Source organism: Acinetobacter sp. CFCC 10889 (assembly GCF_003268395.1).
In the GTDB taxonomy this organism is placed as follows: domain Bacteria; phylum Pseudomonadota; class Gammaproteobacteria; order Pseudomonadales; family Moraxellaceae; genus Acinetobacter.
This window is the reverse complement of the sequence record NZ_LQXQ01000028.1, coordinates 1-24,399: the sequence shown is the minus strand read 5'-3', so window position 1 is coordinate 24,399 and position 24,399 is coordinate 1. Positions and strand designations below refer to the sequence as shown.

32 protein-coding genes are annotated in these 24,399 nt (G+C 35.7%); 11 read left to right on the top strand and 21 right to left on the bottom strand.

The genetic code is table 11. The annotated features are described in order from the left end of the window. Positions 1-31 precede the first annotated feature (31 nt). Positions 32-1,309, bottom strand: a complete 1,278-nt coding sequence (gene apbC, locus AVJ19_RS11980; protein WP_111859930.1) for an iron-sulfur cluster carrier protein ApbC — start codon at positions 1,307-1,309, stop codon at positions 32-34. A gap of 244 nt (positions 1,310-1,553) precedes the next feature. Further along, the gene (locus tag AVJ19_RS11975) at positions 1,554-2,084 is read right to left on the bottom strand and encodes a hypothetical protein (RefSeq protein WP_111859929.1); all 531 of its coding nucleotides are present in this window, start codon (positions 2,082-2,084) and stop codon (positions 1,554-1,556) included. Positions 2,085-2,332: 248 nt separating this feature from the next. On the opposite strand from AVJ19_RS11975, the gene AVJ19_RS11970 reads away from it, so the two are divergent. Both AVJ19_RS11970 and AVJ19_RS11965 read left to right on the top strand, forming a co-directional pair. Continuing rightward, on the top strand, positions 2,333-2,557 hold the full coding sequence (locus AVJ19_RS11970; protein ID WP_111859928.1) for a DUF6500 family protein: 225 nt from the start codon (positions 2,333-2,335) through the stop codon (positions 2,555-2,557). Then, on the top strand, positions 2,547-2,885 hold the full coding sequence (locus AVJ19_RS11965; protein WP_111859927.1) for a hypothetical protein: 339 nt from the start codon (positions 2,547-2,549) through the stop codon (positions 2,883-2,885). Before AVJ19_RS11970 ends, AVJ19_RS11965 begins: the two co-directional genes overlap by 11 nt. Before the next feature lie 10 nt (positions 2,886-2,895). Here the strand turns inward: AVJ19_RS11965 and AVJ19_RS11960 are convergent, their stop codons facing one another. The 5 genes from AVJ19_RS11960 to AVJ19_RS11935 form a co-directional block, all read right to left on the bottom strand. Next, positions 2,896-3,195, bottom strand: a complete 300-nt coding sequence (locus AVJ19_RS11960; RefSeq protein ID WP_111859926.1) for a putative quinol monooxygenase — start codon at positions 3,193-3,195, stop codon at positions 2,896-2,898. Positions 3,196-3,249: 54 nt separating this feature from the next. Next, complete coding sequence (locus tag AVJ19_RS11955; RefSeq protein WP_111859925.1) at positions 3,250-3,765, bottom strand: hypothetical protein; 516 nt, start codon at positions 3,763-3,765, stop codon at positions 3,250-3,252. A 546-nt stretch (positions 3,766-4,311) separates the two neighbouring features. Then, entirely contained in the window at positions 4,312-4,779 is a 468-nt protein-coding gene (locus tag AVJ19_RS11945) for a hypothetical protein (protein ID WP_111859923.1), read from the bottom strand. 86 nt (positions 4,780-4,865) lie between these two features. After that, complete coding sequence (locus AVJ19_RS11940; protein ID WP_162626596.1) at positions 4,866-5,504, bottom strand: hypothetical protein; 639 nt, start codon at positions 5,502-5,504, stop codon at positions 4,866-4,868. A 98-nt stretch (positions 5,505-5,602) separates the two neighbouring features. Beyond that, positions 5,603-6,403: a hypothetical protein gene (locus tag AVJ19_RS11935; RefSeq protein WP_111859921.1), complete on the bottom strand. Its 801-nt coding sequence runs from the start codon at positions 6,401-6,403 to the stop codon at positions 5,603-5,605. Positions 6,404-6,739: 336 nt separating this feature from the next. Between AVJ19_RS11935 and AVJ19_RS22030 the strand changes: the two genes are divergently transcribed. The 4 genes from AVJ19_RS22030 to AVJ19_RS11915 all read left to right on the top strand — a co-directional run bounded on the left by AVJ19_RS22030 (position 6,740) and on the right by AVJ19_RS11915 (position 10,719). Further along, a complete protein-coding gene (locus tag AVJ19_RS22030; protein WP_162626595.1) occupies positions 6,740-6,961 on the top strand; it encodes a hypothetical protein in 222 nt (73 codons plus the stop codon). A 128-nt stretch (positions 6,962-7,089) separates the two neighbouring features. Beyond that, a complete protein-coding gene (gene metG, locus AVJ19_RS11925) occupies positions 7,090-9,147 on the top strand; it encodes a methionine--tRNA ligase (RefSeq protein ID WP_111859919.1) in 2,058 nt (685 codons plus the stop codon). 128 nt (positions 9,148-9,275) lie between these two features. Beyond that, positions 9,276-9,632: a hypothetical protein gene (locus AVJ19_RS11920; RefSeq protein WP_111859918.1), complete on the top strand. Its 357-nt coding sequence runs from the start codon at positions 9,276-9,278 to the stop codon at positions 9,630-9,632. Positions 9,633-9,741: 109 nt separating this feature from the next. Then, a complete protein-coding gene (locus AVJ19_RS11915) occupies positions 9,742-10,719 on the top strand; it encodes an MBL fold metallo-hydrolase (protein ID WP_111859917.1) in 978 nt (325 codons plus the stop codon). A 38-nt stretch (positions 10,720-10,757) separates the two neighbouring features. Here the strand turns inward: AVJ19_RS11915 and AVJ19_RS11910 are convergent, their stop codons facing one another. Genes AVJ19_RS11910 through AVJ19_RS11900 form a run of 3 tightly spaced genes read right to left on the bottom strand, consistent with a single transcriptional unit; the run spans position 10,758 to position 12,432 of the window. Continuing rightward, on the bottom strand, positions 10,758-11,486 hold the full coding sequence (locus AVJ19_RS11910; protein ID WP_162626594.1) for a hypothetical protein: 729 nt from the start codon (positions 11,484-11,486) through the stop codon (positions 10,758-10,760). Then, positions 11,458-11,811, bottom strand: coding sequence for a hypothetical protein (locus tag AVJ19_RS11905; RefSeq protein ID WP_111859915.1), 354 nt, complete (start codon positions 11,809-11,811; stop codon positions 11,458-11,460). The genes AVJ19_RS11910 and AVJ19_RS11905 overlap by 29 nt, the downstream gene beginning before the upstream one ends. Positions 11,812-11,850: 39 nt before the next feature. Beyond that, positions 11,851-12,432, bottom strand: coding sequence for a LysE family translocator (locus AVJ19_RS11900; RefSeq protein ID WP_171334205.1), 582 nt, complete (start codon positions 12,430-12,432; stop codon positions 11,851-11,853). 156 nt (positions 12,433-12,588) lie between these two features. Here AVJ19_RS11900 and AVJ19_RS11895 point away from each other — a divergent pair, with 156 nt between their 5' ends. Next, the gene (locus AVJ19_RS11895; protein WP_111859913.1) at positions 12,589-13,050 is read left to right on the top strand and encodes a hypothetical protein; all 462 of its coding nucleotides are present in this window, start codon (positions 12,589-12,591) and stop codon (positions 13,048-13,050) included. A gap of 21 nt (positions 13,051-13,071) precedes the next feature. Here AVJ19_RS11895 and AVJ19_RS22235 read toward each other — a convergent pair whose 3' ends face one another. The 4 genes from AVJ19_RS22235 to AVJ19_RS11880 all read right to left on the bottom strand — a co-directional run bounded on the left by AVJ19_RS22235 (position 13,072) and on the right by AVJ19_RS11880 (position 15,175). Continuing rightward, positions 13,072-13,236: an NF038215 family lipoprotein gene (locus AVJ19_RS22235; RefSeq protein ID WP_171334204.1), complete on the bottom strand. Its 165-nt coding sequence runs from the start codon at positions 13,234-13,236 to the stop codon at positions 13,072-13,074. 109 nt (positions 13,237-13,345) lie between these two features. Then, positions 13,346-13,993, bottom strand: a complete 648-nt coding sequence (locus AVJ19_RS11890; RefSeq protein WP_111859912.1) for a hypothetical protein — start codon at positions 13,991-13,993, stop codon at positions 13,346-13,348. A gap of 24 nt (positions 13,994-14,017) precedes the next feature. Further along, positions 14,018-14,680: a D-Ala-D-Ala carboxypeptidase family metallohydrolase gene (locus AVJ19_RS11885; protein WP_171334203.1), complete on the bottom strand. Its 663-nt coding sequence runs from the start codon at positions 14,678-14,680 to the stop codon at positions 14,018-14,020. Between the two features lie 12 nt (positions 14,681-14,692). Then, a complete protein-coding gene (locus AVJ19_RS11880; protein WP_111859910.1) occupies positions 14,693-15,175 on the bottom strand; it encodes a hypothetical protein in 483 nt (160 codons plus the stop codon). A gap of 39 nt (positions 15,176-15,214) precedes the next feature. Between AVJ19_RS11880 and AVJ19_RS11875 the strand changes: the two genes are divergently transcribed. Continuing rightward, positions 15,215-16,117: a 1-aminocyclopropane-1-carboxylate deaminase/D-cysteine desulfhydrase gene (locus AVJ19_RS11875; protein WP_111859909.1), complete on the top strand. Its 903-nt coding sequence runs from the start codon at positions 15,215-15,217 to the stop codon at positions 16,115-16,117. Positions 16,118-16,125: 8 nt separating this feature from the next. On the opposite strand, the gene AVJ19_RS11870 is transcribed toward AVJ19_RS11875, so the two are convergent. Then, positions 16,126-16,470, bottom strand: coding sequence for a DUF4870 family protein (locus AVJ19_RS11870; protein ID WP_111859908.1), 345 nt, complete (start codon positions 16,468-16,470; stop codon positions 16,126-16,128). Positions 16,471-16,662: 192 nt separating this feature from the next. Here AVJ19_RS11870 and AVJ19_RS11865 point away from each other — a divergent pair, with 192 nt between their 5' ends. Further along, entirely contained in the window at positions 16,663-17,862 is a 1,200-nt protein-coding gene (locus tag AVJ19_RS11865) for an NAD(P)/FAD-dependent oxidoreductase (protein WP_111859907.1), read from the top strand. Positions 17,863-17,975: 113 nt separating this feature from the next. On the opposite strand, the gene AVJ19_RS22025 is transcribed toward AVJ19_RS11865, so the two are convergent. The 4 genes from AVJ19_RS22025 to AVJ19_RS22225 all read right to left on the bottom strand — a co-directional run bounded on the left by AVJ19_RS22025 (position 17,976) and on the right by AVJ19_RS22225 (position 20,571). Then, entirely contained in the window at positions 17,976-18,128 is a 153-nt protein-coding gene (locus tag AVJ19_RS22025) for a hypothetical protein (RefSeq protein ID WP_162626593.1), read from the bottom strand. A gap of 164 nt (positions 18,129-18,292) precedes the next feature. After that, positions 18,293-18,463, bottom strand: coding sequence for a hypothetical protein (locus AVJ19_RS22230; RefSeq protein WP_171334202.1), 171 nt, complete (start codon positions 18,461-18,463; stop codon positions 18,293-18,295). A gap of 85 nt (positions 18,464-18,548) precedes the next feature. After that, positions 18,549-20,180 carry a mechanosensitive ion channel gene (locus tag AVJ19_RS11860; RefSeq protein ID WP_111859906.1) on the bottom strand — a complete coding sequence of 544 codons (1,632 nt, stop codon included), beginning with the start codon at positions 20,178-20,180 and terminating at the stop codon, positions 18,549-18,551. 247 nt (positions 20,181-20,427) lie between these two features. Further along, complete coding sequence (locus tag AVJ19_RS22225) at positions 20,428-20,571, bottom strand: hypothetical protein (protein WP_171334201.1); 144 nt, start codon at positions 20,569-20,571, stop codon at positions 20,428-20,430. 155 nt (positions 20,572-20,726) lie between these two features. Here AVJ19_RS22225 and AVJ19_RS11855 point away from each other — a divergent pair, with 155 nt between their 5' ends. After that, entirely contained in the window at positions 20,727-21,149 is a 423-nt protein-coding gene (locus AVJ19_RS11855) for a hypothetical protein (RefSeq protein WP_111859905.1), read from the top strand. A gap of 74 nt (positions 21,150-21,223) precedes the next feature. On the opposite strand, the gene AVJ19_RS11850 is transcribed toward AVJ19_RS11855, so the two are convergent. Then, positions 21,224-21,985 carry a ferredoxin--NADP reductase gene (locus AVJ19_RS11850; RefSeq protein ID WP_111859904.1) on the bottom strand — a complete coding sequence of 254 codons (762 nt, stop codon included), beginning with the start codon at positions 21,983-21,985 and terminating at the stop codon, positions 21,224-21,226. Positions 21,986-22,148: 163 nt separating this feature from the next. Here AVJ19_RS11850 and gigC point away from each other — a divergent pair, with 163 nt between their 5' ends. After that, positions 22,149-23,039, top strand: a complete 891-nt coding sequence (gene gigC / locus AVJ19_RS11845) for a LysR family transcriptional regulator GigC (RefSeq protein ID WP_111859903.1) — start codon at positions 22,149-22,151, stop codon at positions 23,037-23,039. Positions 23,040-23,102: 63 nt separating this feature from the next. Here the strand turns inward: gigC and AVJ19_RS11840 are convergent. After that, positions 23,103-24,399 (bottom strand): hypothetical protein (locus AVJ19_RS11840; protein ID WP_213067219.1); only part of this gene is annotated, 1,297 nt, incomplete at its 5' end.

Here is a 24,399-nt window from a genome sequence, read left to right as displayed (position 1 = left end):
AGACATCCTGAGAGGCAATTGTATGACAATATCAGAAAATTCTCTGTGGGTCTTTTTCGACTTTGGTCAGAGATTGTGCGAGTTTTTCAGCGATTGCAATATAGCTTGCTGCTGCATCATCGCCCGCAACTACAGAGGGTTTACCTGCATCGACATTTTCACGAATTTGTACATTTAAAGGTAAACGTCCAAGCAATGGAATATCATATTGCTTGGACAATTGATCACCACCACCTTGTCCAAATATTTGTTCTTCATGACCACAATTCGAGCAAATGTGTGTAGACATATTTTCTACAACCCCCATCACAGGTATTTGCGCTTTATTAAACAATTCAATACCTTTGATCGCATCCATTAAGGCAACATTTTGTGGTGTAGTCACGATTACTGCACCTGTCACAGGGATACGTTGTGCCATCGTCAGTTGAATATCGCCTGTACCCGGTGGCATATCAATCATCAATACATCTAGATCAGGCCATAATGTCTGGTTAAAGAGCTGCATCAAAGCACCTGTTGCCTTTGGACCACGCCATGCGACAGGCGTATTTTCTTTGCCAATCAAATGCCCAATTGAAAGTACAGCCATGCCATATGCTTCAAGCGGGACAAAGTTTTCCGCTTCGATCATTGGCGTTTGTCCTGAATTTCCCAGCATGGTTGGTATACTTGGACCATAGATATCAGCATCCAACACGCCAACTTTTAGACCTAGCTTTTGTAATGCCAAGGCCAAATTGACAGTCGTTGTAGATTTGCCCACACCACCTTTACCTGAAGACACCAAAATCACATTTTGAATGCGTGGGTGTTTCGGTACATCACGTTGCTGTGGTGCAGCCTTTTGAATCGGTGGATTATTCGGATCTTGTTCCGCTTTAGCTTGTGGTGATGCATCAAGCACTGGTGGCAATTTTTGGTTTTTATTTTGCTGCTGAGCTTTAGCCTTGGGTTGAGATGAACAACTATGCCCATCTTTGCCATGCTCGTGACTTGAACAGCTATGACCAGCATGATCGTGCTGAATTTTTTGTTGGATCACATGCATGTTCAATTCTTGGATACCACATTTTTCTAAAGCATCCGCCAAATCATCATGAATTTTTTGTAAATGATCAGCTTCTTCAGGAAATGTATTAATCGTGATTTGTAAAACTCGCCCTTGTACATTGACCTGTGTAATGCGGTCTTTTAAGGCGTTGTTTGAGTTTGGCAAAATATAATTTTGAAGCACATTTTGGATTTCTTCCTCTTTCACCTCTTGTGCAGGAGAAAAAACCGATTTTAAAGAAGAAAGCCACGACATATATTTTGCTCCAAAAGTGGAAATGCATCTAATCCTATAGTCTAGCGGTAAATTGCACGTAGGTTAAGTCTAGTTGTATCAAGCTTTTTGAATGTGCTTATAAATCTTAGTCATTTAGTTGGTTTTAGCATTGTTTTATGACGCAAATATTTTCATAAATATCGTTACGATAAGATCATTATGTTCATAAAAAATGCGCTTTATGCTGACATAAAGCGCATTTAAATCCTCACAAATCTATAAATTAAACTTGTTGCTCTTTATCTTGTTCATCAGTTTTTGCTGCATCATCTTTTTTAAATGAATTAATTTTTTCTGTTGCAGCTTTCTTTAATTCATCAAATTTTGTCGTTGCTTGCTCTTTCAACTCATCAAATCGTTCAGTGGCTTGTACTTTCAATTCGTCAAGCTTGACTGAAGCCTCTTGTTTCAATTCAGTCGCTTTAACTTTGGCTTCTTCAAATTTATGTGTCGCTTCAGTTTTTAAATGATCGAATTTTTCCTGTGCCTGTTGCTGTGCATCATTCCATTTGGCTTTAGCACCATCCAATCCTGCATGTACAGCCTCAGACTGTTCCGCATGCTCTTCTTTAAGATCATGCTTTAATTCATTCAGTTTTTTCTCGCCTTCTAACTGCGCAGACTTGGCTTCATGTTTCACCTCATCAAGCACTTTTTCACCCGCAAGTTTGGCTTCATCTGCCTTGAGTTTCAAATCATCACCCAATTCAGATACTTTGGCTTTTAAATCGTCAACTTTATTTTCAATCGTCATGTCATCACCCTCTTTGAAATTATCTGGAATCAAATTTAAGCTGAATGAAGCTTGATCATTCAGTTATACACCGATTTTTTATTGATGAATTATCATACTGCAATTTGCAATAAATACCATACTCAATGTTACAAATGATCATTTATGCCAACCTTATTTATAATCTATTTTCAAATACAGTACGAATCATTTATAAAGATGATCTATTTCACTATAATGATAAATTTTGAATTCAAGAGCTTAGTCAAATGTCACCTATGATTATTCAAAAAATACGCCAAGTCTGTAATGAAAAAATCAGCAAAAAAGGTGAAAATGTCGGCTTGTCTTTTTATGCGTTCTTCGCCAACAAAAATGATGATCCTGAAACACTGATGCAAGTGGCGACATGGTGGATTCAAACCCATCAGTTGGATCATTTTGAAAAAGCAGTGAAAATTAAAAATATGATTGAAGATGAATATGGAAAATAAAAAACTGACTCATCTACGGTGGGGAATAGACTTACACAGTGCCGTGGTGACATACGATACGATCTCATGGTTGACAGAAGACGATCGTTTAAGCTCAGAATCTTTTTATGAACTCACTGATGACTTATTACAGATTGAATTTAAAGATAAAAATTTGCTCATTGATGTGGGTTGGTATAATCCGTTTCAAACCAAGCAAGGTTTTTTTCGGATTGAACTTATCCAAAATATGGATTGGGAAAGACCGCTGTTTAAACAAAATTTTAGAAAAATAAATACTTTAAAACGACAAATTTCTCAACTCATAAAATCAATTGAACAACAATAAGTCAGCAGATTCATCTCATCAATGCCTCATAACTTTGTAAATGGGTAAATACGCCATCTTGTCGTTTATGTGCATCAATCAAAGGAACAAGTCTTTGAAAATGCTCAGATTCAACATGTGCATCCAATGCAGCCCGATCTACCCATTCTTCTATAAAGACAAAATGTCCTCGCTGTTTTAAATCATGATAAAGATCGTAGGCGATACAGCCTTGTTCTTGTTTGGTTTTTTCAATCAATTCCTGATACAAAGGCAACACCACCTCTATTTTATCCTCTTGAATAAAATCTTCTGCAATCAATTTCAGCATATGTATTACCTTAAAATTCATTCTTTGCTATCAGTGTTATTTTTAGCATATTTTTTATAGTGGCGGAGTCTGAATCAGCTTATATTTAGCGACCTTTGTGGTGCGTTGATTTGGACTATGCATCGGTAAGAAACATTTTAAATACATGATATTGGCACTGATCAAACCGATCAAAAGTGGAACAGACAAAACGATTAGACTGATAATACCAAAGCCTAAACTTTCCTGAATTTCACCCATTCGACCATCAAGGAACTGGAAGAAAAAAATCAGGAAAAACCACAATATGCCTAATTTCAAAATAAGTTTAAACCACTGTTTCAGTTCAAATATTTTCTGTGGTTGGCTTAGACATCTTAAAATCAACCAAAAACAGATCATGCCCAATAGCATTAAAATCGGGGTGAGATAGAGCATCACTTCTATGCCCCGCTGTGCAGTTCGGTCTGATGCTGCGACAAATAAATCGCCATGATAAAAATTTAAAAACAAACAAAATGGAATCACCAAGCTGGAAACAGCCATCACACTGGCAAAGATTGCCGAGAAAAATAGTGTCCAAGATCGCATTAATATTCTCCTTTTTGATCTTGGATTGAGTGTGCATGGGTGACATGTGATTTAGATGAGCGCAATGTGAAATTTGGGTGAAGTTTTATTTTAATCGTACAGTGCATTACTCCGTTTTAAGCAAAATAATACGATTAAATCACGCACTAAGATTGCGATCACTAGAGGTATCATCATCAATAAAAATGGGATAAAAAGCATTGTAATCGCCTCTAAACCTAATTGAATAATATTCTGAAACTGTAAAAATAAAAAAGTCAAAAAATAGCATAGATACAATATTCCTAGAATTTTGAATATTCTGTTCTTTTCAATTATTTTTTTGGGTAATGTTGTGAAATAATAACTAATTAAGAAGAAAATAGTGTGTACCAAAACCAATATCGGATACATCATAAGCATTGCACCTATAGCACGAATATAACCATCGCTGATTTCATCGGGTGATGAAAAACCGATATCTATCCATGCTAAAAGTAAAATAATGGTTGAGCAATAACACCTGAAACTATTGCTCCAACTAACCAACACCAAAACCCTAAATATTCACCTTGAAAATTTTTCATCGTTATAATCTTTTCTTTTATTGATAAACCAATACATAGACTGTCCACCTAAAAAACCAATAAAGATTGGTGCTATAAAAAATATGTACAACATTGTCATTATTTTAAAAAACTCATACATAGATAAAAAATCCTTAAAACTACTTGCAGCACTGTCCAACGCAAGAGGAGCTAAAAAAGCTAACCAAAAAAAGCCAATAATTTTGATTGTTTTTTTTAATTCAATTATTTTTTCGGGCTTTTGCAATATTGCAAATAAAATTAAAAAGCATATGAAATTATAAATTAATGCAACAGGGGTGAAAAATATTATCATTTCAATACCACTGGTAAACATATGCTTACTAAAATTAGCGAAAGATAAAAACAAATAAATTTCTAAATCTGCAAAGAATACTGTAATCACACTGGCAAAGATTGCCGAGAAAAACAGTGTCCAAGATCGCATTAATATTCTCCTTTTTGATCTTGGATTCAGTGTGCATGGGTGACATGTGATTTAGATGAGCACAATGTGAAATTTGAGTGAAGTTTTTAATTGTGGTTTTCTTTTACATAATTCACCATCAGGATTTTTTGTTCGATATTCAGCAGCACATGCGCTTGCTTGAAGCTGGATTGCTTCAAGTGAAGCGTTGTCGTGATAAATAAATCATCTCGACAAAATTTCTCAACTTCCTCAAGGTGTTGATCTGATTCATATACTAAAAATGATTGGTAATCCTCTAAATAGTCGTTGGGTTGCGCAACATAATGCCGTGTAATCCGTGGCAGCAACCATTTGTGTCTGATGCTGGGGGCAATACAATAATTTTCAGGCATTGGAGCCATCTGTGCATGATGTTGTTGTAAATATTTTTCTGCCTGTGTGCTTTGTTGCGCAGTTAATTGATAGAAAAGTACATAATAATCCTCTTCATACTCTTTCTTTCTTACCTTTAAAATTGGCGCTTGCTCAGTGGGCATAAACGGTACAACTTTTTCAATTTTTTGTTCGGCATGCTGAAATTGACTGGCTAGATATTTTGTTTCCTGATAAACATCTTCTATATAAAACACCATAAGAATCAAAACAATAATTCCAATAAATGTACCAAGCATCGCCATAAAAAACAGCAACATAGTCCCCATGAGCTGTCTGAATAATTTGAAGTAATTTTTACTTTGCTGCATATCAAACCCCATTCAGAAATTGATATGCTAATTTGGTCATTTGAAATTGCTGTGTTTAAACGATGATTTTTAGATGAAATATGCGCTGATCAAGCCAATTACGATTTCACAGTCACCATAAAATTTACAGCACTCAACAACCAAATCCAAAGTACAAAACAACGTCCTTGATTAAAATGATTCAGTTCTGTGCCATGTAAAATATTATGCCGAGTTGCTGTCACAGTCGAACTATTATCCATTTTATAAGCTGCAAGTTCTGAAAAATATGGATTCAACTCATGTGCAATTTTGGCTTTATGCCACAAACTTTTAATTTCATGACCTTTTAAACCTGGGACGATTTTATAAACATCAACAAACTTGGTGTCTTGTTGTTTTAAATAGCCATGCTGAATCAAGACATCGGTAAGTAATCCTTCCAATTGTGCATATAAAATTGGCGTACAACCTGCATAAAAACCCAATTCATACAGTTTAAATGCTTCTTCAATCACACTCTTGCGTAATGCTTTATTTTCACCAATTTCAAGTGCATCAAAAGCTTCAAAAAATTCAGTTTGAAAATGTTGACCATTCACCACATTCAGAAGATTAAAACTTTTTAAATCTTCAACTTCATGAATCTCTTGCCAAAAATTCAGTAAATACAAAGCATCATTAGCCACTTTGGCATCCAATTCCTGATTGAGCTCATCCGCAAGTACATTGAAATAAGGCTCTTGCTCAGCCAATTGATGCAAGGTTTTCTGTAAATAAACATGCTCATCTTCAGCAATATCTTCAAGGTAGATTTGTGCTTCTTTTAAAATATTTTTTCCAAGTAGTTGCTGACTGCCTTTATTTTGCGGAATACGGGTGACAGGTTGGTCGAAATCAAAATCGTCATCATCAATCATTTTCTGCTTTCTCTTAAAAACTCAATAAAAAATAAAATATTTAATCCTAAGTCATCACATACAGGAAAATATTACTTACAAAATCGAGAACTTTTTATCACATGTAGATTAACATACTTATTTTCATTAAAATGCTTTTGATTCAGGTATAATAAAGACTAAGCAATTATGTTAATTAATAAACTTTTTAACGAGTTATCTGAGTTTTATTTAGATATAAAAGAAAGTATTAAAAATTGGAGGAACGGATATGGATTTGTTCCCACTTCATATTATTCTGACCCCAAAAGAGCTATTTCCTCAAAAATACTCCCAATTTTGAAATCATATAGAAATATGATTATTAAACGGAAAAATTGGTCTAGACCAACATGGGTTGTAACCGAAACAGATCTTGATAACTTCAATGATGATCAACTACGTGAGATTTGGTTGGAATATTTAAACAAAATGATTCGTTCTTTCGAACTGACAGAAATTGGTTGTTACGAACCTGAAGCAGAGATTAAAGAAGGTCTAGAATTATTTACGATCTATTATCAACATTTATGGGACTAAGCACACTGAGTGTATTTTTCATCATGAATATTCACAAAAATTAATCTATTAAATCTCTCAAGCAACTTTTCACCATTTACGCTAAAATTATTCATCTTGTATTAACTTTGAGAAAGAGAGTTATATCCGTGCGAAATATCTTAGTCACTAACGCCCTTCCATACGCAAATGGTCCTATTCACATGGGTCATTTACTCGGTTACATCCAAGCAGATATCTGGGTTCGTGCCATGCGTGCAATGGGTCATAACGTGACTTATGTCTGCGCGGATGATGCACACGGTACAGCGATCATGCTTCGTGCTGAAGCGAATGACATTAGCCCTGAAGCGCAAATCGCCAATGTTCAAAAAGAACATATCCGTGATTTTGATGGTTTTAATGTCATTTTTGATCATTATGATTCTACGCATAGCGAAGAAAATAAAAATCGCTCATCTGAGATTTATATCAAAAACCGTGAAGCAGGCAATATTGCAATTCGCCCAGTGACACAGTTATTTGACCCTGAAAAACAAATGTTTCTGTCTGACCGTTTCATCAAAGGCACATGTCCGAAATGTAAAGCGGAAGATCAGTATGGCGACTCATGCGAAGTTTGCGGTACAACATACAACGCAACTGAATTACTCAATCCAAAATCAACTTTGAGTGGTTCAACGCCTGTTGAAAAATCATCAGATCATTACTTCTTTAAACTACCTAACTTTGCAGAATATTTGCAGAAATGGACACGTGACGAAGGTCGTCTCCCTGTTTCTATCGCCAATAAGTTGGATGAATGGTTTGAAAATGGCTTGAATGATTGGGATATTTCCCGTGATGCGCCTTATTTCGGCTTTGAAATCCCTGATGCGCCAAACAAATATTTCTATGTTTGGGTTGATGCGCCAATTGGTTATATGTCGAGTTTCGAGAACTACGTTAAAACCAAACGTCCTGATCTAAGCTTTGACGATTATTGGAAGAAAGATTCTAAAAATGAAGTTTATCACTTCATTGGTAAAGACATCGTTTACTTCCATGCGCTGTTCTGGCCTGCAATGCTTGAAGGTGCAAACTACCGTACCCCTACAGGTTTGTTTGTGAATGGCTTCCTGACAGTCAATGGTCAGAAAATGTCGAAATCACGTGGGACATTCATCAAAGCTGAAACCTATCTCAACCATTTAAATCCTGAATATTTACGTTATTACTTTGCATCTAAACTTTCAGATAAAGTTGAAGATTCTGATTTGAATTTAGATGACTTCGTGCAAAAAGTGAATTCAGACTTGGTCGGTAAAGTGGTGAATATTGCAAGCCGTTGTGCAAAATTCATTAACACCAAATTTGACAATAAATTATCTGCAACCTGTGCAGAACCTGAACTGGTTCAAAGCTTTATTGATGCTGGTGATTCAATTGCCAAATCTTATGAAGCACGTGAATTCTCTACTGCAATCCGTGAAATCATGGCGCTTGCAGATAAAGCCAATCAATATATTGATGAGAAAAAGCCTTGGGCTTTAGCTAAAATTGAAGGTGAAGAGCAACAAGTTCATGATGTATGTTCTGTAGGGATTAACCTATTCCGTCAATTGGCTGTGTACCTTGCGCCTGTACTTCCTACACTTGCACAGCAAGTCCAAGATTTCTTAAAACTTGAATCTTTCGACTTTGTATCGAGTAAAACTGTATTGGTTGATCATGAAATTGCATTGTTCCAACCTTTAATGCAACGTGTAGATCCTAAGGCTGTGGCTGCAATGGTGGATGCTTCTAAAGATTCTTTAGCTGCTGCTGCCGAAGCTCCAAAAGTTGAGAAGAAGAAAGAAAAAGCTAAAGAGAAAAAGCCTGAACCTAAAGTCGGTGAAGCTGAAATTATCGGTATCGAAGATTTTATGAAAATTGATCTTCGTGTGGCAGAAGTTTTAGATGCTGCAACAGTTGAAGGTTCTGACAAACTTCTTCAACTGACTTTAAATGTCGGTGAAGCTGAACCACGTAATGTATTCAGTGGTATTCGTGAGTTTTACCAACCTGAAGACTTAAAAGGCAAATTAGTCGTGATGGTGGCGAACCTTGCACCTCGTAAGATGCGCTTTGGTATTTCTAACGGTATGGTTTTAGCTGCGGGCAATGGCGAAGGTGTTTGGGTAATTTCACCTGAAACTGGTGCGAAAGCAGGTGATAAGGTTTCTTAAAACTTAGTTATTTTAAAGAGAGCCTCTACTGATGTAGGGGCTTTTTTGCTTGTTATTTTTTGTTGATTTTTCACGTATTTTTATTAAAATATTCCCGCTTTATAATTTTAATTACCCGTGGGTTTATCATGAAAAATTTCATTGTTGTAGCTTTAGCTGTTAGTACATTAGCAACCAGTGGTTGTGCTATCAGAATGGCTGATATGACTGTAGCATCAACAAAAAATTATAATTTAAATTCTAATCAATTTGTTAAAGGTCAACGTGTAACCGGCGAAGATAAAGTACCTGTAGTTTTATTTCCTTTAGGAGTTCCAAACTTTAAAACAGCTATTGATAAAGCAATTGAAAAAGATCGTTGCACTGTTGCCCTTTCTGATGTTGTAATTACTCAACTGAATCAAGCATTTATTGTAGGGCAAATTGGCTATCGTGTTGAAGGAACACAAGTGATTGATCGTTCACAACCTGAATGTCAAAAATAATCTATAACAAATCCGCTTGCTTCAGCGGATTTTTTTTCATCAATAAAAAGCCCAAACAAAACCAAATCCATGTTAAAAAACAAACAACAATAATTCCCTTTGAACGATCATGAAAAAATCTATTTTAGCCATTACAGCCTCTATCGCACTTTTCAGCTCATTTTCGACTGTAGCGGAAACAACTAAAACCCTCCCGATTATTGAACAACAGACCCAAGTCGCAGGTTACTATCAACATCAAGTCGGCAATGCCCAAATCACAGCCCTCCTCGATGGCACAAATTTTATGTCACCGACTTTATTTAAAGATATTTCCCAAGACCAAGTCCATGAGATTTTAAAGAAATATCATGCAGATCAAGCCAAAGGTGTACAAACCTCAATTAATGCCTTTTTGGTCAATACAGGAAATTCTCTCGTATTGGTTGACAGTGGAACAGCCGATTGCTTTGGCGCACATCTAGGCTCTGTGCTGAAGAATCTCAAAGCCTCAGGCTATCAACCCGAACAAGTGGATACCATTTTGCTCACACATTTACACCCTGACCATTCTTGTGGTGTGAGTAAAGACGGCGTGGCAAATTATCCCAACGCCACAATTTATGTCTCTGAAGATGAAGCCAATTATTGGTTAGACCCAAAACAGCTCAATAAAATTCCAAAAGATAAAAAAGACGGCTACACAGGTACAGTTGAGAAAATTAAAGCAGCTCTTGCGCCGTATCAAGCTAAACAGCAATTTAAAACCTTTAAACTCGGTGACAACATCAAAAGCTTTGAAGTGATCAATACCGCAGGTCACACCCCTGGGCACTTTAGTTATAAGCTTAAAACAACAGGCGAAGATGTGATTTTTATTGGAGATATTGTACATTCTCATACCGTACAATTTGATAAACCTGAAACAGCGATTGAATATGATATTGATCCGAAAAAAGCGGTTCAAACTCGTTTAAAACAATTTGCTGGTTATGCTAAATATGGACAAACCATTGCAGCACCACATTTGCCATTTCCGGGCATTGGGCATATTTATTCAGTAGATGGGAAAAGCTATCAGTGGATTCCTGTACATTTTAAAGATTGATTTAAAATCGAAAGAAGCTCTTTTGAAAGAAGGGCTTCTTAATAATATAAAGCACCTTCCACCTGATTCACCTCTGTTTGATTTTGGTTTATTGGTATCAGTTTATTTGTTGATATTAAAAAATTGCTAATAAATTTAGTTTGCTTTTCATTTAGAATCATTCTACAAATATAACATTCGTAATTTTCCCAAATCCAATTATTTACAAAATAAAGTAAAAATGCACTCCCTCTTTTTTTAAAGAAAAGTTCATATGTAATATATTCATCGTGTAAACTCAGATAAAGATTATCATTCCAACTAAAATACTGAATAGAAGAATCCATTAAATTATTAAAATAACCTACGAACGAGTTATTCATACTCGGCTGAATACTTGGTAAACAATCCTGTAGTTTATTCACAGCCAAAATTTTTGCAATGAACTTACCCTCATATTGCTTTGAAAATTCGTTTACTAGACAATCACCTTTATCAAGTATTGCTTTAATTACATAAGATTTTTCAATTTCAGTAGATCTCTCATCAAACCCATTCAGTTCAGAGTGCGGTGGTAGCCAAAGTAAATAATGAATACCATTTTGGGTATGATCAGCTTCAGAACCTAGCAAAGTAATCTCATAACTTTCACCGACTTTCGGTAAAAGTTCATTTAAATCAATAACAGGTTGCCAACTTAAATCCCAGTTAGTTTTTGACCAATTCGCAGAAGCGAGTAGTTCAATTTTTTCCTCCAACTTAATAATTCCCTTTTTCCAACGCAACAAAAAAATTATAAGCTTGGTCATAGCCTAATGTACTTTCATTGAGTTTGAAATATTCTAATGTGAAGTTATGCTCAGACATCCACTGTTTCACCATTTCCATGAAATCCTGATATGCCTGACTGTCTTTAATTATTTGAAAATGTTGCTTTGTACTATATGCATCACAAAAATATAAAGCATAGAAATCGCTTGAGTTTTCTTCACTTTTTGTATGCTGATATTGCAAAGTGACGTAAAAATCCTGATCATCCTCAGTGAGCCAACTCGCTTCTAAAGATCCACCATCCGGAAAAATAACAGCATCTTTCAATTTTTTGAGTTTCATTTTCCTATTATTTATCCCAATCAGTTGGGATCAAGCCGATTACTTCATCCCAAAAATTAACTTTAACCCAAGCAAAGTCATGACTCCACCCGCAACACGATCAAATACTTTTTTAAATTTTAAATACACACGGCGTGGCTTTTCCGCAGACAGTGCAACCGCAACCAAAGAATACCAACCTGCATCAATAAAAAAACACAGCATCGGTAAAACCACATAAAAATAACTCGGAATTTCTTTCGGTAAAAGTGCAGTAAAAATACTGGCTAAAACAATCGCAATTTTCGGGTTACTCATTTGTGTGATCAAACCTAAACGATAGGCTTGTTTATAGCTCATCACTTGAGTTGTACCATCCGCCTGTTCCATGGGCTCTTTGGCATGTTTAATAATTTTATACGCCAAATAAAGTAGATACAGACCACCACAGATTTTCAAGGCTAAATAGGCTGATGGTACAGCCAATAGAATCGCTTGTAAGCCCATGACTGCCAACAAACCAAAAATCGCTGCACCTGTGCCTGTCCCCAAAGCAGTAAATAGACCATGTTTACGTGAAATCGCAATCGAATTTTTTGCTACATAAATAAATGTAGGACCGGGACTAATTGCACCGAGCATCAAAGCGATAGCAATCGAGCCTAAAACAATTAAAGATTCCACAAAATCTACCCAAACAAATTTTGAAGTATTTTAACCGATTGTAAAAATAAATAACGAACTTATTTACATTTTCTTGTTATTGTAAATCATTCAAATAAAAATGACTAAAACACAATGAAAAATATTAATTTAGGAAATCAGTTCACCATTTTTGGTTTCGCAATTGCAACCACAATTATCGTATTCGTTGGACATGCTCTCGCATATCAAGACCGACCGATGGAATTCTTTTCAGGTTTAATCGATCCTGCCACGATGTTGATGATGCTCATCCTCTTTCTCATTTCTTTAGTTGTAGGATGCTTTATAGGCGTGATCCCAACATTCATCACAGGACTTTGTTTTAAATACTTTTTTGAAAATAAATTTGAAAATGCCAACTATTTAAAAACTGGATTTTATGGCTTTTTAGTGAGCTTCATTTGGCTGCCAATGGTCCTTTTATTCTACTTCATTCATTCACCAACGTTTGACATGTTACTTATATTTTGGGCAATCGTCATTCTGCCCACCTGTATCATTTGTGCAATGTTGGAAAAAAGACAGTTAAATAAACTGCAACACGCTCAAAAATGAAATGCAGAATCAACTCACTGTTTAATTTTGTGCAAGTAAGCGATAGTCCTTGTCATGTACAGGCACACCACCAATAATCATCGTGCGGGAGTGTTGCTGTGCTTTGCTTGTTGTGGATTCTTGTGTGCTACAACCCACTATAATTACAGTGAATAATAAACTGAATATGGTTGATATTTTTTTCATGACATATCCCCTGTCATTTTCTTATCTATATCAGCATATCATTTCTGGCTAAAAATACAGCAAAACAATTCACAATAAAGTGTTTTTATTTTATACAAAAGTAGAAAATCTAATCCATCACAATGCGATAATTTGCCTGACAAGGATTTTGAATGATCACATCCTGCTGTCCATCTTCACCCGATTTGCCATTATCAAAGTTAAATGAAAAATCACCATTGTCCTCAAAATATGCAGTTAATGGATAGCTAAAACCCTTAAATTGAGGCACTTTATCATTTAAAACCAAACGTACTCTAAAATCAGGCACACTATAGAATACCAATGAATCAGGCATATTTTTTAAGCCTCGCTCATGTGTCACCATACAATTTTGTGCATCATTCATCGCCTTGAAATCAGCATATTGTTTCTGTTGGTTTTGATCATTGATCACAGTCAATATATGTCCCGAACCTGTTGCCCCAAACAAAAATCCCATTAATTTTGGGCTAAATTGGTAAACATTGGCAGTTCTTGACCAATCTTCAATTAAAATCTGTCTTTGCCCTTTGCCATCATATAAAACATAGTCACAATCATAGCCATCTGTATTGCAAAACTCTCGCTGAATTTTAACTTGACCTACCTGTCCTAACACTTCCGCTTTAACATCAACTTCATAAGCCGCAGGTTTTACTGAGTTTTTTGCTAAAGTGACATGACTATTCATCAAAATAAATGATGCAAAAAATGTTTTATAGATCCATTGAGACATGTATGCTCCTTGTTATCAATCACATCAATGCTTTAAGCAAGGTGATGTTTTAGCAGAGTAATCTTTTCCCCATGTCCGATAGGATTGGGTATCAATATGAAAGCGATTATTACCATATACGCCAAAGCCCATTCTATATTGCTTTCCCTCTTTACGCCAAAAATCACATAATTTCTGTTCTAATCTTTCACTATCTGTCTTGTGTGTTTCTTTCGGGTTTAAAATATGAAAATCGACTGCAAAATTTTGTATATGTTTGCTTTTTTTAGCTCCATCTACACAAGTATTTAACTCAGGATTACGATAAGTTGCAGTAATCGTATAGCTTTTAAAATATTCATTTTGATGTAATTTTTCTAGTAACAATAAACTTGACTTGAGATTATTCCAATATTTTTTGGGTGGAATGCTAAAGCGTTTATATTCACAATTTTTCGGTACAAAGTTTCGATTGGTCACCAGTTCCATGAGTGGTGGTGGCGCTTTCATAAAACTCGCAAAAAATTGCTGATATTCTTTTAATAGTTTAGGATCTTGCTTAACTTTCCATTCATCATATTGTTCTTTTAGTGCTGATTTTTCTTTTCCTTGTTGTGTATTTTTCTGTTCAGAATTAGGCTGTTTTGAACAGCTACTGAGTAAAAATATACTACTCAGTAGAAAAAAATGAATTATTATTTTATTCATCATATGAAAACTCTAGTTATTTTTAATCAACTTTTCTATTTTCCAACCAGACAATGGATGAAACTCCACATACCGTTCATTAGGTAAAAAAGCATGTGCTATTATTATATCCTGCATTTCTAATTCATTTCTTTCATAAAATCGAAGTACTATGTCATGATCAAATATAAAGGAGACACTAGTATTTGTATGGCATAACTCAATTTTAGTTATACAGCAAAGATTAATAACATCTAATTGTTGTTGTAATTCCATTGAGGTATTTTTTAATTTTTTATCTAAAATAATGTTCCCATCTTGCATAATTTCCCAATTTGCAAAGTAAGTACCAATTTCCCACTCCCCATAAAAGGGAGTACACAACCGTTCATTTGAATGATAAATTTTTTCTCCAAATCCTAAATGTAAACTATTCCATTCACCTAAATATTTTCTACAACATTTTTTCCCTATAATTTCTTGTAATATTGCAGGTATTTCTAATTGTTTATTCATTTAAAGCACCTTAAACTTTAGATTTTTTAATCTAACATAATGTTTAGTCACATCGCCCAAGATATTATAGATCAGCGGATTATTGTTGATGCACCGATTCAACTCACGATTCGTCGGCTTGATCAAATTCATCCGCAAATTTCAGGCAATAAGTTTTATAAGCTGAAATATAATTTTTTAGCTGCACAACAGCAAGGCAAAACGACAATCATCACTTTTGGCGGCGCTTATTCCAATCATATCGCTGCAACTGCTTATGCTGCACATCTTTTTGGCTTTCAAAGCATTGGCATCATTCGAGGAGAAGAACTCGCCTCTCAACCACTTAATCCAACCCTCGCTACAGCACAACAATTTGGCATGCAACTCAACTTTATTTCACGTAAACAATATCGCCTAAAAGATGATGCAGGCTATTTAACAACACTTACAACCCAATATTCAAACAGTTATATCATCCCTGAGGGTGGAACAAATCATCTTGCTATTCAAGGTTGTCGTGAAATATTGTCTAAGGATGATTTAAATCATTATGATGTCATTTGCTGTGCCGTTGGTACTGGAGGCACAATCACAGGTTTAATCGAATCCAGTACTTCACTACAACAGATTTTAGGATTTTCCGCTTTAAAAGGAGATTTTCTCAGCGCAGATGTAGCACACATGACGCAAAAAACTAATTGGAAAATTTTAGATGATTATTGTTGTGGTGGTTATGCTAAAACCACGCCTGAACTATTACAATTTATTGAAAATTTTGAAAAAAAATATCAAATTTCACTTGAGCACATTTATACAGGAAAAATGCTTTTTGGTATTTTTGATCTGATTACTCAAAATTATTTTAGGAAAAACAGTCGTATCTTAGTGATTCATAGTGGCGGTTTACAAGGCAAATCTTCACCATTTATAATTGCAAAGCGCCACTCAAAAACTGAATAAAATTAAATCTAATTTTGTACAAGCTTGTTATCATTCAAAGCAATCAAACCTTTGATTAAACGATAAACATCCCAAATAAAGACTGCCAGTAAAATCACAAAACCGACCACAATGATAGCCAAAAGTGCACCCACAATATAACCTGCAAAACTAATCCAAAAGGTTTTGATTTGATAATTCACATGACTTTCCAACCATGTACCACGCATATCATCACGTTTCACATAGTTCATAATAATTGCAATAAGCCATGTAAAACCAACAATATAGCCAGCAAGATATAAAATATACGTAATCTGATTATATTGTTTTAAAGATGCGATTTCTGCATCTGTCTTTGTTAAATTATTCATGAGTTTACCTTGTATTTATGTCTATTCTTTATACTACAAAAATATTTAAAATTGCATTTAAGCTGTCATACAAAAGCATATAATTTGCAACTTTGTTTTGCTTCAAGGCTTTTATTTCATGCTGCGATGACTGAAATTTCGTAGCATTTTGTCTATAATGCCCTGCTTTCCTAGTTCTATTTGAGTGTATTTATGTCTTCCAACGCCTATGATGTTGTTGTCCTTGGTGCAGGTGCGTCAGGCTTAATGCTTGCAGCCAAAGCCGCACAACGAGGTCGCAGAGTTTTAGTCGTTGAAAAAGCCAATAAAATTGGTAAAAAAATCCTCATGTCTGGCGGAGGAAAATGTAACTTTACCAACCTGTATGTCGAACCTGAAAATTTTATTTCACACAATCCTCACTTCGTCATTTCAGCACTGACTCGCTATACCAACTGGGATTTTATTGGCATGGTCTGTGACTATGGCATCGAGTATGAAGAACGTAAGCATGGGCAATTATTTACCTTAAATGGTGCCAAAGAAATTTTAGCCATGTTGTTAAATGAATGTGAAAAAACAGGATTGGTGGAGATCAAAACCAGTTGTGAAGTCAAAGCCGTCACACATGTCACTGCACAAAATTTTCAAGTTGCAACCAATATTGGCTATTTCCAAGCAGAATCAATCGTGATTGCAAGTGGTGGTTTGTCTATTCCAACATTGGGTGGATCAGATATTGGTTATAAAATTGCTCAACAATTTGGACATCATATTTTTCCAACACGTGCAGGTTTAGTCCCATTCACTTTTTCAGATCAATTCAAAGAAGTGACCACACGTTTAAGTGGTAATGCTGTTGAAGCGACATTATCTAATGAATTAAATCATTTTACCGAAGCACTATTATTTACCCATCGTGGACTCAGTGGACCTAGTTCATTGCAATTGTCCAATTATTGGGATGTGGGACAAAGCTTTAAAATTGATTTTTTACCCTCAAAAGAATTATTCGCATTTTTCAAAGCTAAAAAGCAAGCGCAGCCTAAAGTGCTTATTCGTACACTCTTGGTAGATTTGTTACCCAAAAGTGTGGTGCTTGAATTACAAAACTTAATTTGGGCAAAATTTGCAGATACAGCAATTGGGCAACTCAGTGATGAAAAGCTAGAAAATATTGCCAATAAACTACATCAATTTGAGGTTAAGCCTTCAGGCACAGAGGGTTATCGTACTGCCGAAGTGACTTTAGGTGGTGTAGATACCACAGAGATTTCATCAAAAACAATGGAAAGCAAAAAACAAAAAGGTTTATTTTTTATTGGTGAAATCTTAGATGTGACAGGACATTTGGGTGGTTTTAATTTTCAATGGGCTTGGGCTTCAGCACATGCTGCATCGGAATATGTATAATGCTGTATCACTAAAATGTAGCCAATACAACAATTTTTTGCTCTTTTTATCAGTGAATCCTATGAAACTTCGTCCCCAAATATGAAGTTTCATAGGCACTCATAGAGCAATGATTATTCTAAATAATCTGTTCTAAATAACATAATGTGTTGGTTGTCTTCAACACGTTGCATCGCAATATCCATTAACACATATTCTGCATTTTCGGATGCGTGTGCTTTACAAACACGTTGATAAATATGATGTACAAAAGCAATAATTTTCATTGTAATTCCTTTTTAAATTTCATGTTTATTAAAACTTCACATTTAGATTAAATCCAATTTATTTCATAAATATGAATAATTTAAATTTATCCAATAAAAATCAAATTGTCTAGCTTTTGTACAAAAATATTATCTATATACGAAATTAAATATTGTGAAGCTATTCACTGTTTCGGCATTTTTTCTGCTTGCTCTTCCTCTAACTGTGCAACTTCTTCTGCTTTCAGCTTTTTAGGCTTGGCAAAAACAAATTTATAAGCACTCGCTAAAAAGCCCACAGTAACACCCGCAATCACGATAGGAGCAATAAATTTATTGGGTTGTTTTTTTGACATCTAGATTCTCCTCATTCATGTTTTCATTTTTCAAATAAAAAAGACCGACCAGTAATCCTGATCGATCTTCAGTATAAATTACAGGTTAATTCAGGTCATCTTTTAACGGATGATCTGAATTTTCATCTGTTGCAGGCTTTGCTTGTTCCAAACTAGATTGATATTCGGACTCGATCGTAGGAGTATCCGTTGTCACTTGATTCGGTACAGGGCTTGCTGTTGCTGCTTGTTGTGTCAAAGGATTCGGTTGATTACCCTCTTTCTTTGCTTTATCAATCAAATCTGTCAATACTCGCTCCGCAGGTTGACGACCTCCTAAACCAAATGCCAAAGCAAAAGCGACCGCAACTGCACCTAAAGTTAAACCAAATGCAAGATTTACAATCGAATCTGCAATCCCCATTGCACGTAAACCCATTGCGATCACCAGTCCCATGATCAGAATACGCACCAAATTACCTAACCAACGTGAACTGTTATATTCACCACGTTGCACCACATTCGCCACAAGATTTGCTAACCAGAAACCGATCACCAAAATCACAGCACCTAACAGAATATCTGCACCAAATTGGATAAACATGGCAATTAAGCCACTGATTTGTTCGAAACCTAAACGGTTTGCAGCTTCTGATACCGCAAACAGCATAGTGAAAAATACAATCAGATAACCAACCACGCATGAAATTTTAGTTTGACCTAAAAAGCGTTGGATATCTAATTTTGCAGGAATCTCATCAACACCCGTACCTGCGATAATTTCTGCCACCAAACGCCCGACAAAACGAGAGACCACATATGCCACAATTAAGATCAGACCTGCTGCAATAATATGCGGGATGGCATTCATGATTTCAGCCAACATTGCAGTTGCAGGTTGTGAAATCGCTTGAATTCCTAAAGCTTCAAATGCCACGATCAATGAAGTAATCATCACGATGGCAAAAACAAATGAACCTAAAAGCTTTGATAAATTGCCATTTTTAAATAAACCAATTTTTTCAGCTTGCGTTTGTAGGTTTAGACTATTACTCAATCCCTCTACGATACCGCGTACAATTTTCGCCAAGATATAACCGACAAAAACGACCACGCCTGCAATGAAAATATTTGGTAAATAAGAAACTGCTTCATTCACCATATTTTGTATAGGAATCAACAAGCCTTGTAGACCTAAAATCGACAGTACAATTGGTAGAAAAAGCAATAAAATCAACCAATACACAATATCTGCAATATTATGACTAATTGGATTTACACCGACTTCCGCACTCAGTTTTTCATCTAACTGTGTACGATCTAATAAGTTTTTTAGCCCAACTTTAACAAGGTTGGCAACAATCCACCCTACAAAACCAATAGCGATTGCCGCAAGTAATTGTGGAATGAACAATAGGAATTGCTGAATCATATTACTGAATGGACTACTGATGCTACTGAGATTTAGCACATTTAATGCACCGATCACGGCAATGACCATCACCACCCAAAAGATCACTCTGGAGACAATATTTTCAATATTAGAGCGATGACCAGTCGCATTGGAAAGTTTTTCGTTTGTACCCAATTTGGTTAGTATTTTTTTTATACCTGCGGCAATAATCAGTGCAAGCACCCAACCCACTAATAAAATCGCAATTGCGGCAATGATCGGTTGGAATTGTTCCCAATAATACATGGCATTGAGTTTATCTCTTGCCTCTAAAAACTCATTCATTTTTATCCCCTTTTTATGCTGAGATTTTAAGCAGCTTAATTTGACTTCGTTTGATCATTTTTAAAGCACACCTTCACATTATCCCTTGTTGTTTTTTTATTCAATTTTTAGCAGCATAAATACAACAAAAACAAGTATAAATGCAAAAACTCTAACAAGCTTAAAGCTGTTAGAGTCTATTGAGCCATATATTCACACTATTTAAAATTTAAAACCACTTAATAAACAATGACTTAAAAATTATATATTACATCCAATCTGCGAGCATATACACAAGCAAAGCAACTAGAAATAAACCCACAAGAATCAGCATATACACAGGTAAACGTTTTTTCTGCGTAATTTCTTCAGCACTTATGGCATGTGATGGTCTAGAAAAGTCATGTTTCATGTCTTATTCTCCTTATCCATGTGTTGCTTTTTTATACTATCAGGCTTTGCTGTTGAGTTGTGTAATTTAATTTAAATGAAAGTAAATGGACGTTTTCATCGCAAGATTTTGAATATGAGCTATACTAACGACCCTCTTATTTGGCTATGGATCATATGGCTTATCAACGGCAAAGTGTCTCTTTAGACTTAGACACAGATGTCACTCATCAATGCTTTTTGCATACCACACGTGATGAACACTCTATTGGGATTATTGAATTTACCAAGCAAAGCTATGTTCTAAAATGGGGAGATTTAGAATATTTTCGCCGCCGTACTGAAGAACTATCAGTCATGCCATTTCCAGATTGTATTAATGCCATGATTATCGACATTCGTAATATCGCACCTTTTTTAGATGCCGAAGTGCCGATTATTCCTTGGCGTCTGATTGAAGAAGAATGCCCGATTCGAATCGTTGTCCCACAAGAACGTTTAGAATTTTATTCTGGTTTTTTTGAACCCACTTGGCTCAATACAGATACAGAGTCTGCCATCCATGAATTACGTGAATTTATGGATATGTTTGTGCATTGAGCATAAAAAAGAGCATTTATATGTGATATAAATGCTCTCATTGTAATATTTATTTTTTCAACAATTACAATAAATTACCAATAATTTTCAACTGCAATATTGCCCTCACCACGTCTATTCATGGTCAAACCACGTGCTTTTAACGCATCTTTAGTATCATCAACCATTTGTGGATTACCACATAACATCACATGTGTGGTGGCGGGATTCAGGGTTAAACCAACTGCTTTTTCCAATTCACCATTTTCAATCAAAATCGGCAAACGATCATGTAAAGCCGCCTGTGGATCACGGGTAATAATTGGCACAAATTTAAAGCCTGTATGCCCCTCACCAAATGTTGCTGCAATCTCTTGAATACGTTCGACATAAGCAAGTTCTGCAGCAGAACGTACACTATAAACTAATGTAATAAATTGATATTTTTGCCAAGTTTCAAAATCTTGCAGCATAGAAATAAAAGGTGCTAAACCTGTTCCTGTTGCCAATAACCATAAATCTTGTGGCAATGGTAACTGATAGCGGGTAAGCGTTAGAAAACCATAAGGAACCTTTTCCAAATATAATTCATCACCAACTTGTAGGTGTTGTAAATTTGAAGTGAATGCACCCTCTGGGACAACGATCGAAAAGAATTCCAAAGTCTCATCAAAGGGAGATGAAACCACAGAATATGCACGTACGACGAGATCATCTGCAACTTTAAGCCCAATCCGAGCGAACTGCCCTGCAGTAAATTTAAAATGGGCAGGTCGTGTCATGGTAAAACTAAATAAAGTATTGGTCCAACGGTGTACAGATAAAACCTTTTCGACGCTAAATTTTTCAATTGACATGATTTGAACGTGGCATGAATGACTACGCTCATGGTAGCATGTCAGCATAATTTATTCGTATTTTTTACATAGACTTCTTTCATAAATCCAGTTTTTGCTCATTAATGACAGATCAAACGGTTTTTAATTCTTATGAAAAACGTCTCAAGTTAAGGCTATTCATATGCGCATGACTTTACGCCAACTGGCTGTTTTCGTAGCAGTTGCTCAAGAAGGTACGGTAACGAAAGCCAGTGATGCTGTTCGGCTAACACAAAGTGCTGCAAGTATGGCACTGGCAGACCTTGAAGATGGTCTAGGCGCACCTTTATTTGATCGTTTGGGTAAAAGACTGCAACTTAATGATTTAGGTCGTTTTTTATTACCACAAGCTTTAGAAATCTTAGGACGTTGTGAGTCTTTTGAGCAAGCTGCTAAAGGTGAACTACAAAGTATTGATCTCAGAATCGGTGCAACACTCACGATCAGTGATTACTTAATGCCTGATTTGATGGCAGATTTTTTACAAATTCGCCCACAAGCTCATTTACAATTACAAGTGGGTAATACCCGTCAGATGATCGAAGCCGTAAATCAATTCCAACTTGATTTAGCCCTCATCGAAGGTTCTTGCCATTTGCCACAGTTGCAATGTATTCCTTGGCAAGATGATGAACTCGCTGTGTGTTGTTCACCTAGCCATCCTTTAGCACAACTTGATCGCCCATTAACACCTGAAGATTTTTATACCGTTGAATGGATTTTACGTGAAGAAGGTTCAGGAACACGTGAAGTTTTTGATAATGCGATTTTACAAGATCTACCCGATGCCAAGATCCGCTTAACTCTCGGTCACAATGAAGCGATTTTAAAAATTGTCGCAGGCGGTTTAGGTATGTCGTGTATTTCAAAATTAGCCATTGAGCCTTTGCTCGATAAACAACAATTGGTGATTTTAGAAACACCTTTTTGGACACTCACTCGCCCACTTTATATGCTTGTACATCGCCAAAAGTATCAAGGTCCTGGCTTGCGTGCATTCTTAAAGTTTTGCGAAGACCAAGTGAACAAATAAGTTTTTGCTTATTTAGAATACATATTTAAATCTAAATAGATCTGCAATTAAAAATGCTGCCAATTATCTCAAGGCAGCATTTTTTTGAGCAGCATTTTTCTTCTCTTGTTCTATTTTATACAGTTTTAATTTGTCCTCTTGTTCTTGCTGATATTTTTTATATTTACCATAACCTAAATAGCCGACATTCCCACCGAGTACTAGAATAACAAGAGCAATCACATAGAGTGGATTAATGTACAATTTCCGCTCTTTTTTCTCTTTAACAGGTTGCCATTTTCCATATAATATTTGTGTTTTCAGGTTTAAATATACTGAATTTTCTTTAAAAATCGACATTTCTTTGATGATTTGTTCCTCAGCAGCTTTAATCTGAGTATCTTTGTTCTCATTATTTATCATCGGAGTTTCTAAAGATTCTGTAGATTTTTGTACCTTAGGCAATGCTTCAGTCGTTTGTTCAGCTCCAAGCTTAGCTTCTGACAAGTTTTCTACTACAGCTTGCTCAGACATCACATTAAGCTGATCTTTTAGACTTTCAACTTCATGTGAATCATCAGATAAATCTAAATGTGATTTAGCTTCAACGATTGGAGAATTTTCAAGTTCCAATAAAGATGGATCGACTTGAATAATTGTATTTTTTTGTACATCCTCATTGCTATGTAATTCAGGTAAAGGTTCATCTACAGGCTGTTCTCGGCTTTCAACTAACTGTGCTGGTGAATTACTTATAATTTCATTGATATGTGAGCTGGTCTGGTGATCTTCATGCTCACTATGCTGTTGTGGATGAGACTCTAATACAAGAGTATCAGCTACAATCTGCTCTTCTTTTTCAGGCGTATTATCTAAAGTAATTTCAGTTGCAGGTGTCATCACTTGTTGATGATCAACCTCCGAATCAGATGTGCCTTGCAGTACATCAAGAGGTGCTTGTTCAACATTTATAGATTCATGATGTAAAACACGTTCAATATCCTCATTTTCTACTATAGCATCTGTAGCTAAAGACTTTATATTCGCTTGTTCTAGATCGCTTTGTGCTATTTCTGTAGCTATGTACGTATCTGATGCATGTGCATCATCAAACTCTGTCATCAATGTTGAATGATCTATTTGCTTATGCTTTCGCAACGGTTTTTCTGGCTCGACCTGTGGTTCAGGCTCAGAAGACAAATAGCCATTGAGTTGCATTTTGGCTTGTGGTGTAAGCTGCTTGATCACCTCTGCCATATTGCTTTGCACTTCAACAGCTTCAACAGCTTCAACAGCTTCAACAGCTTCAACAGCTTCAACAGCTTCAACAGCTTCAACAGCTTCAACAGCTTCAACAGCTTCAACAGCTTCAACAGCTTCA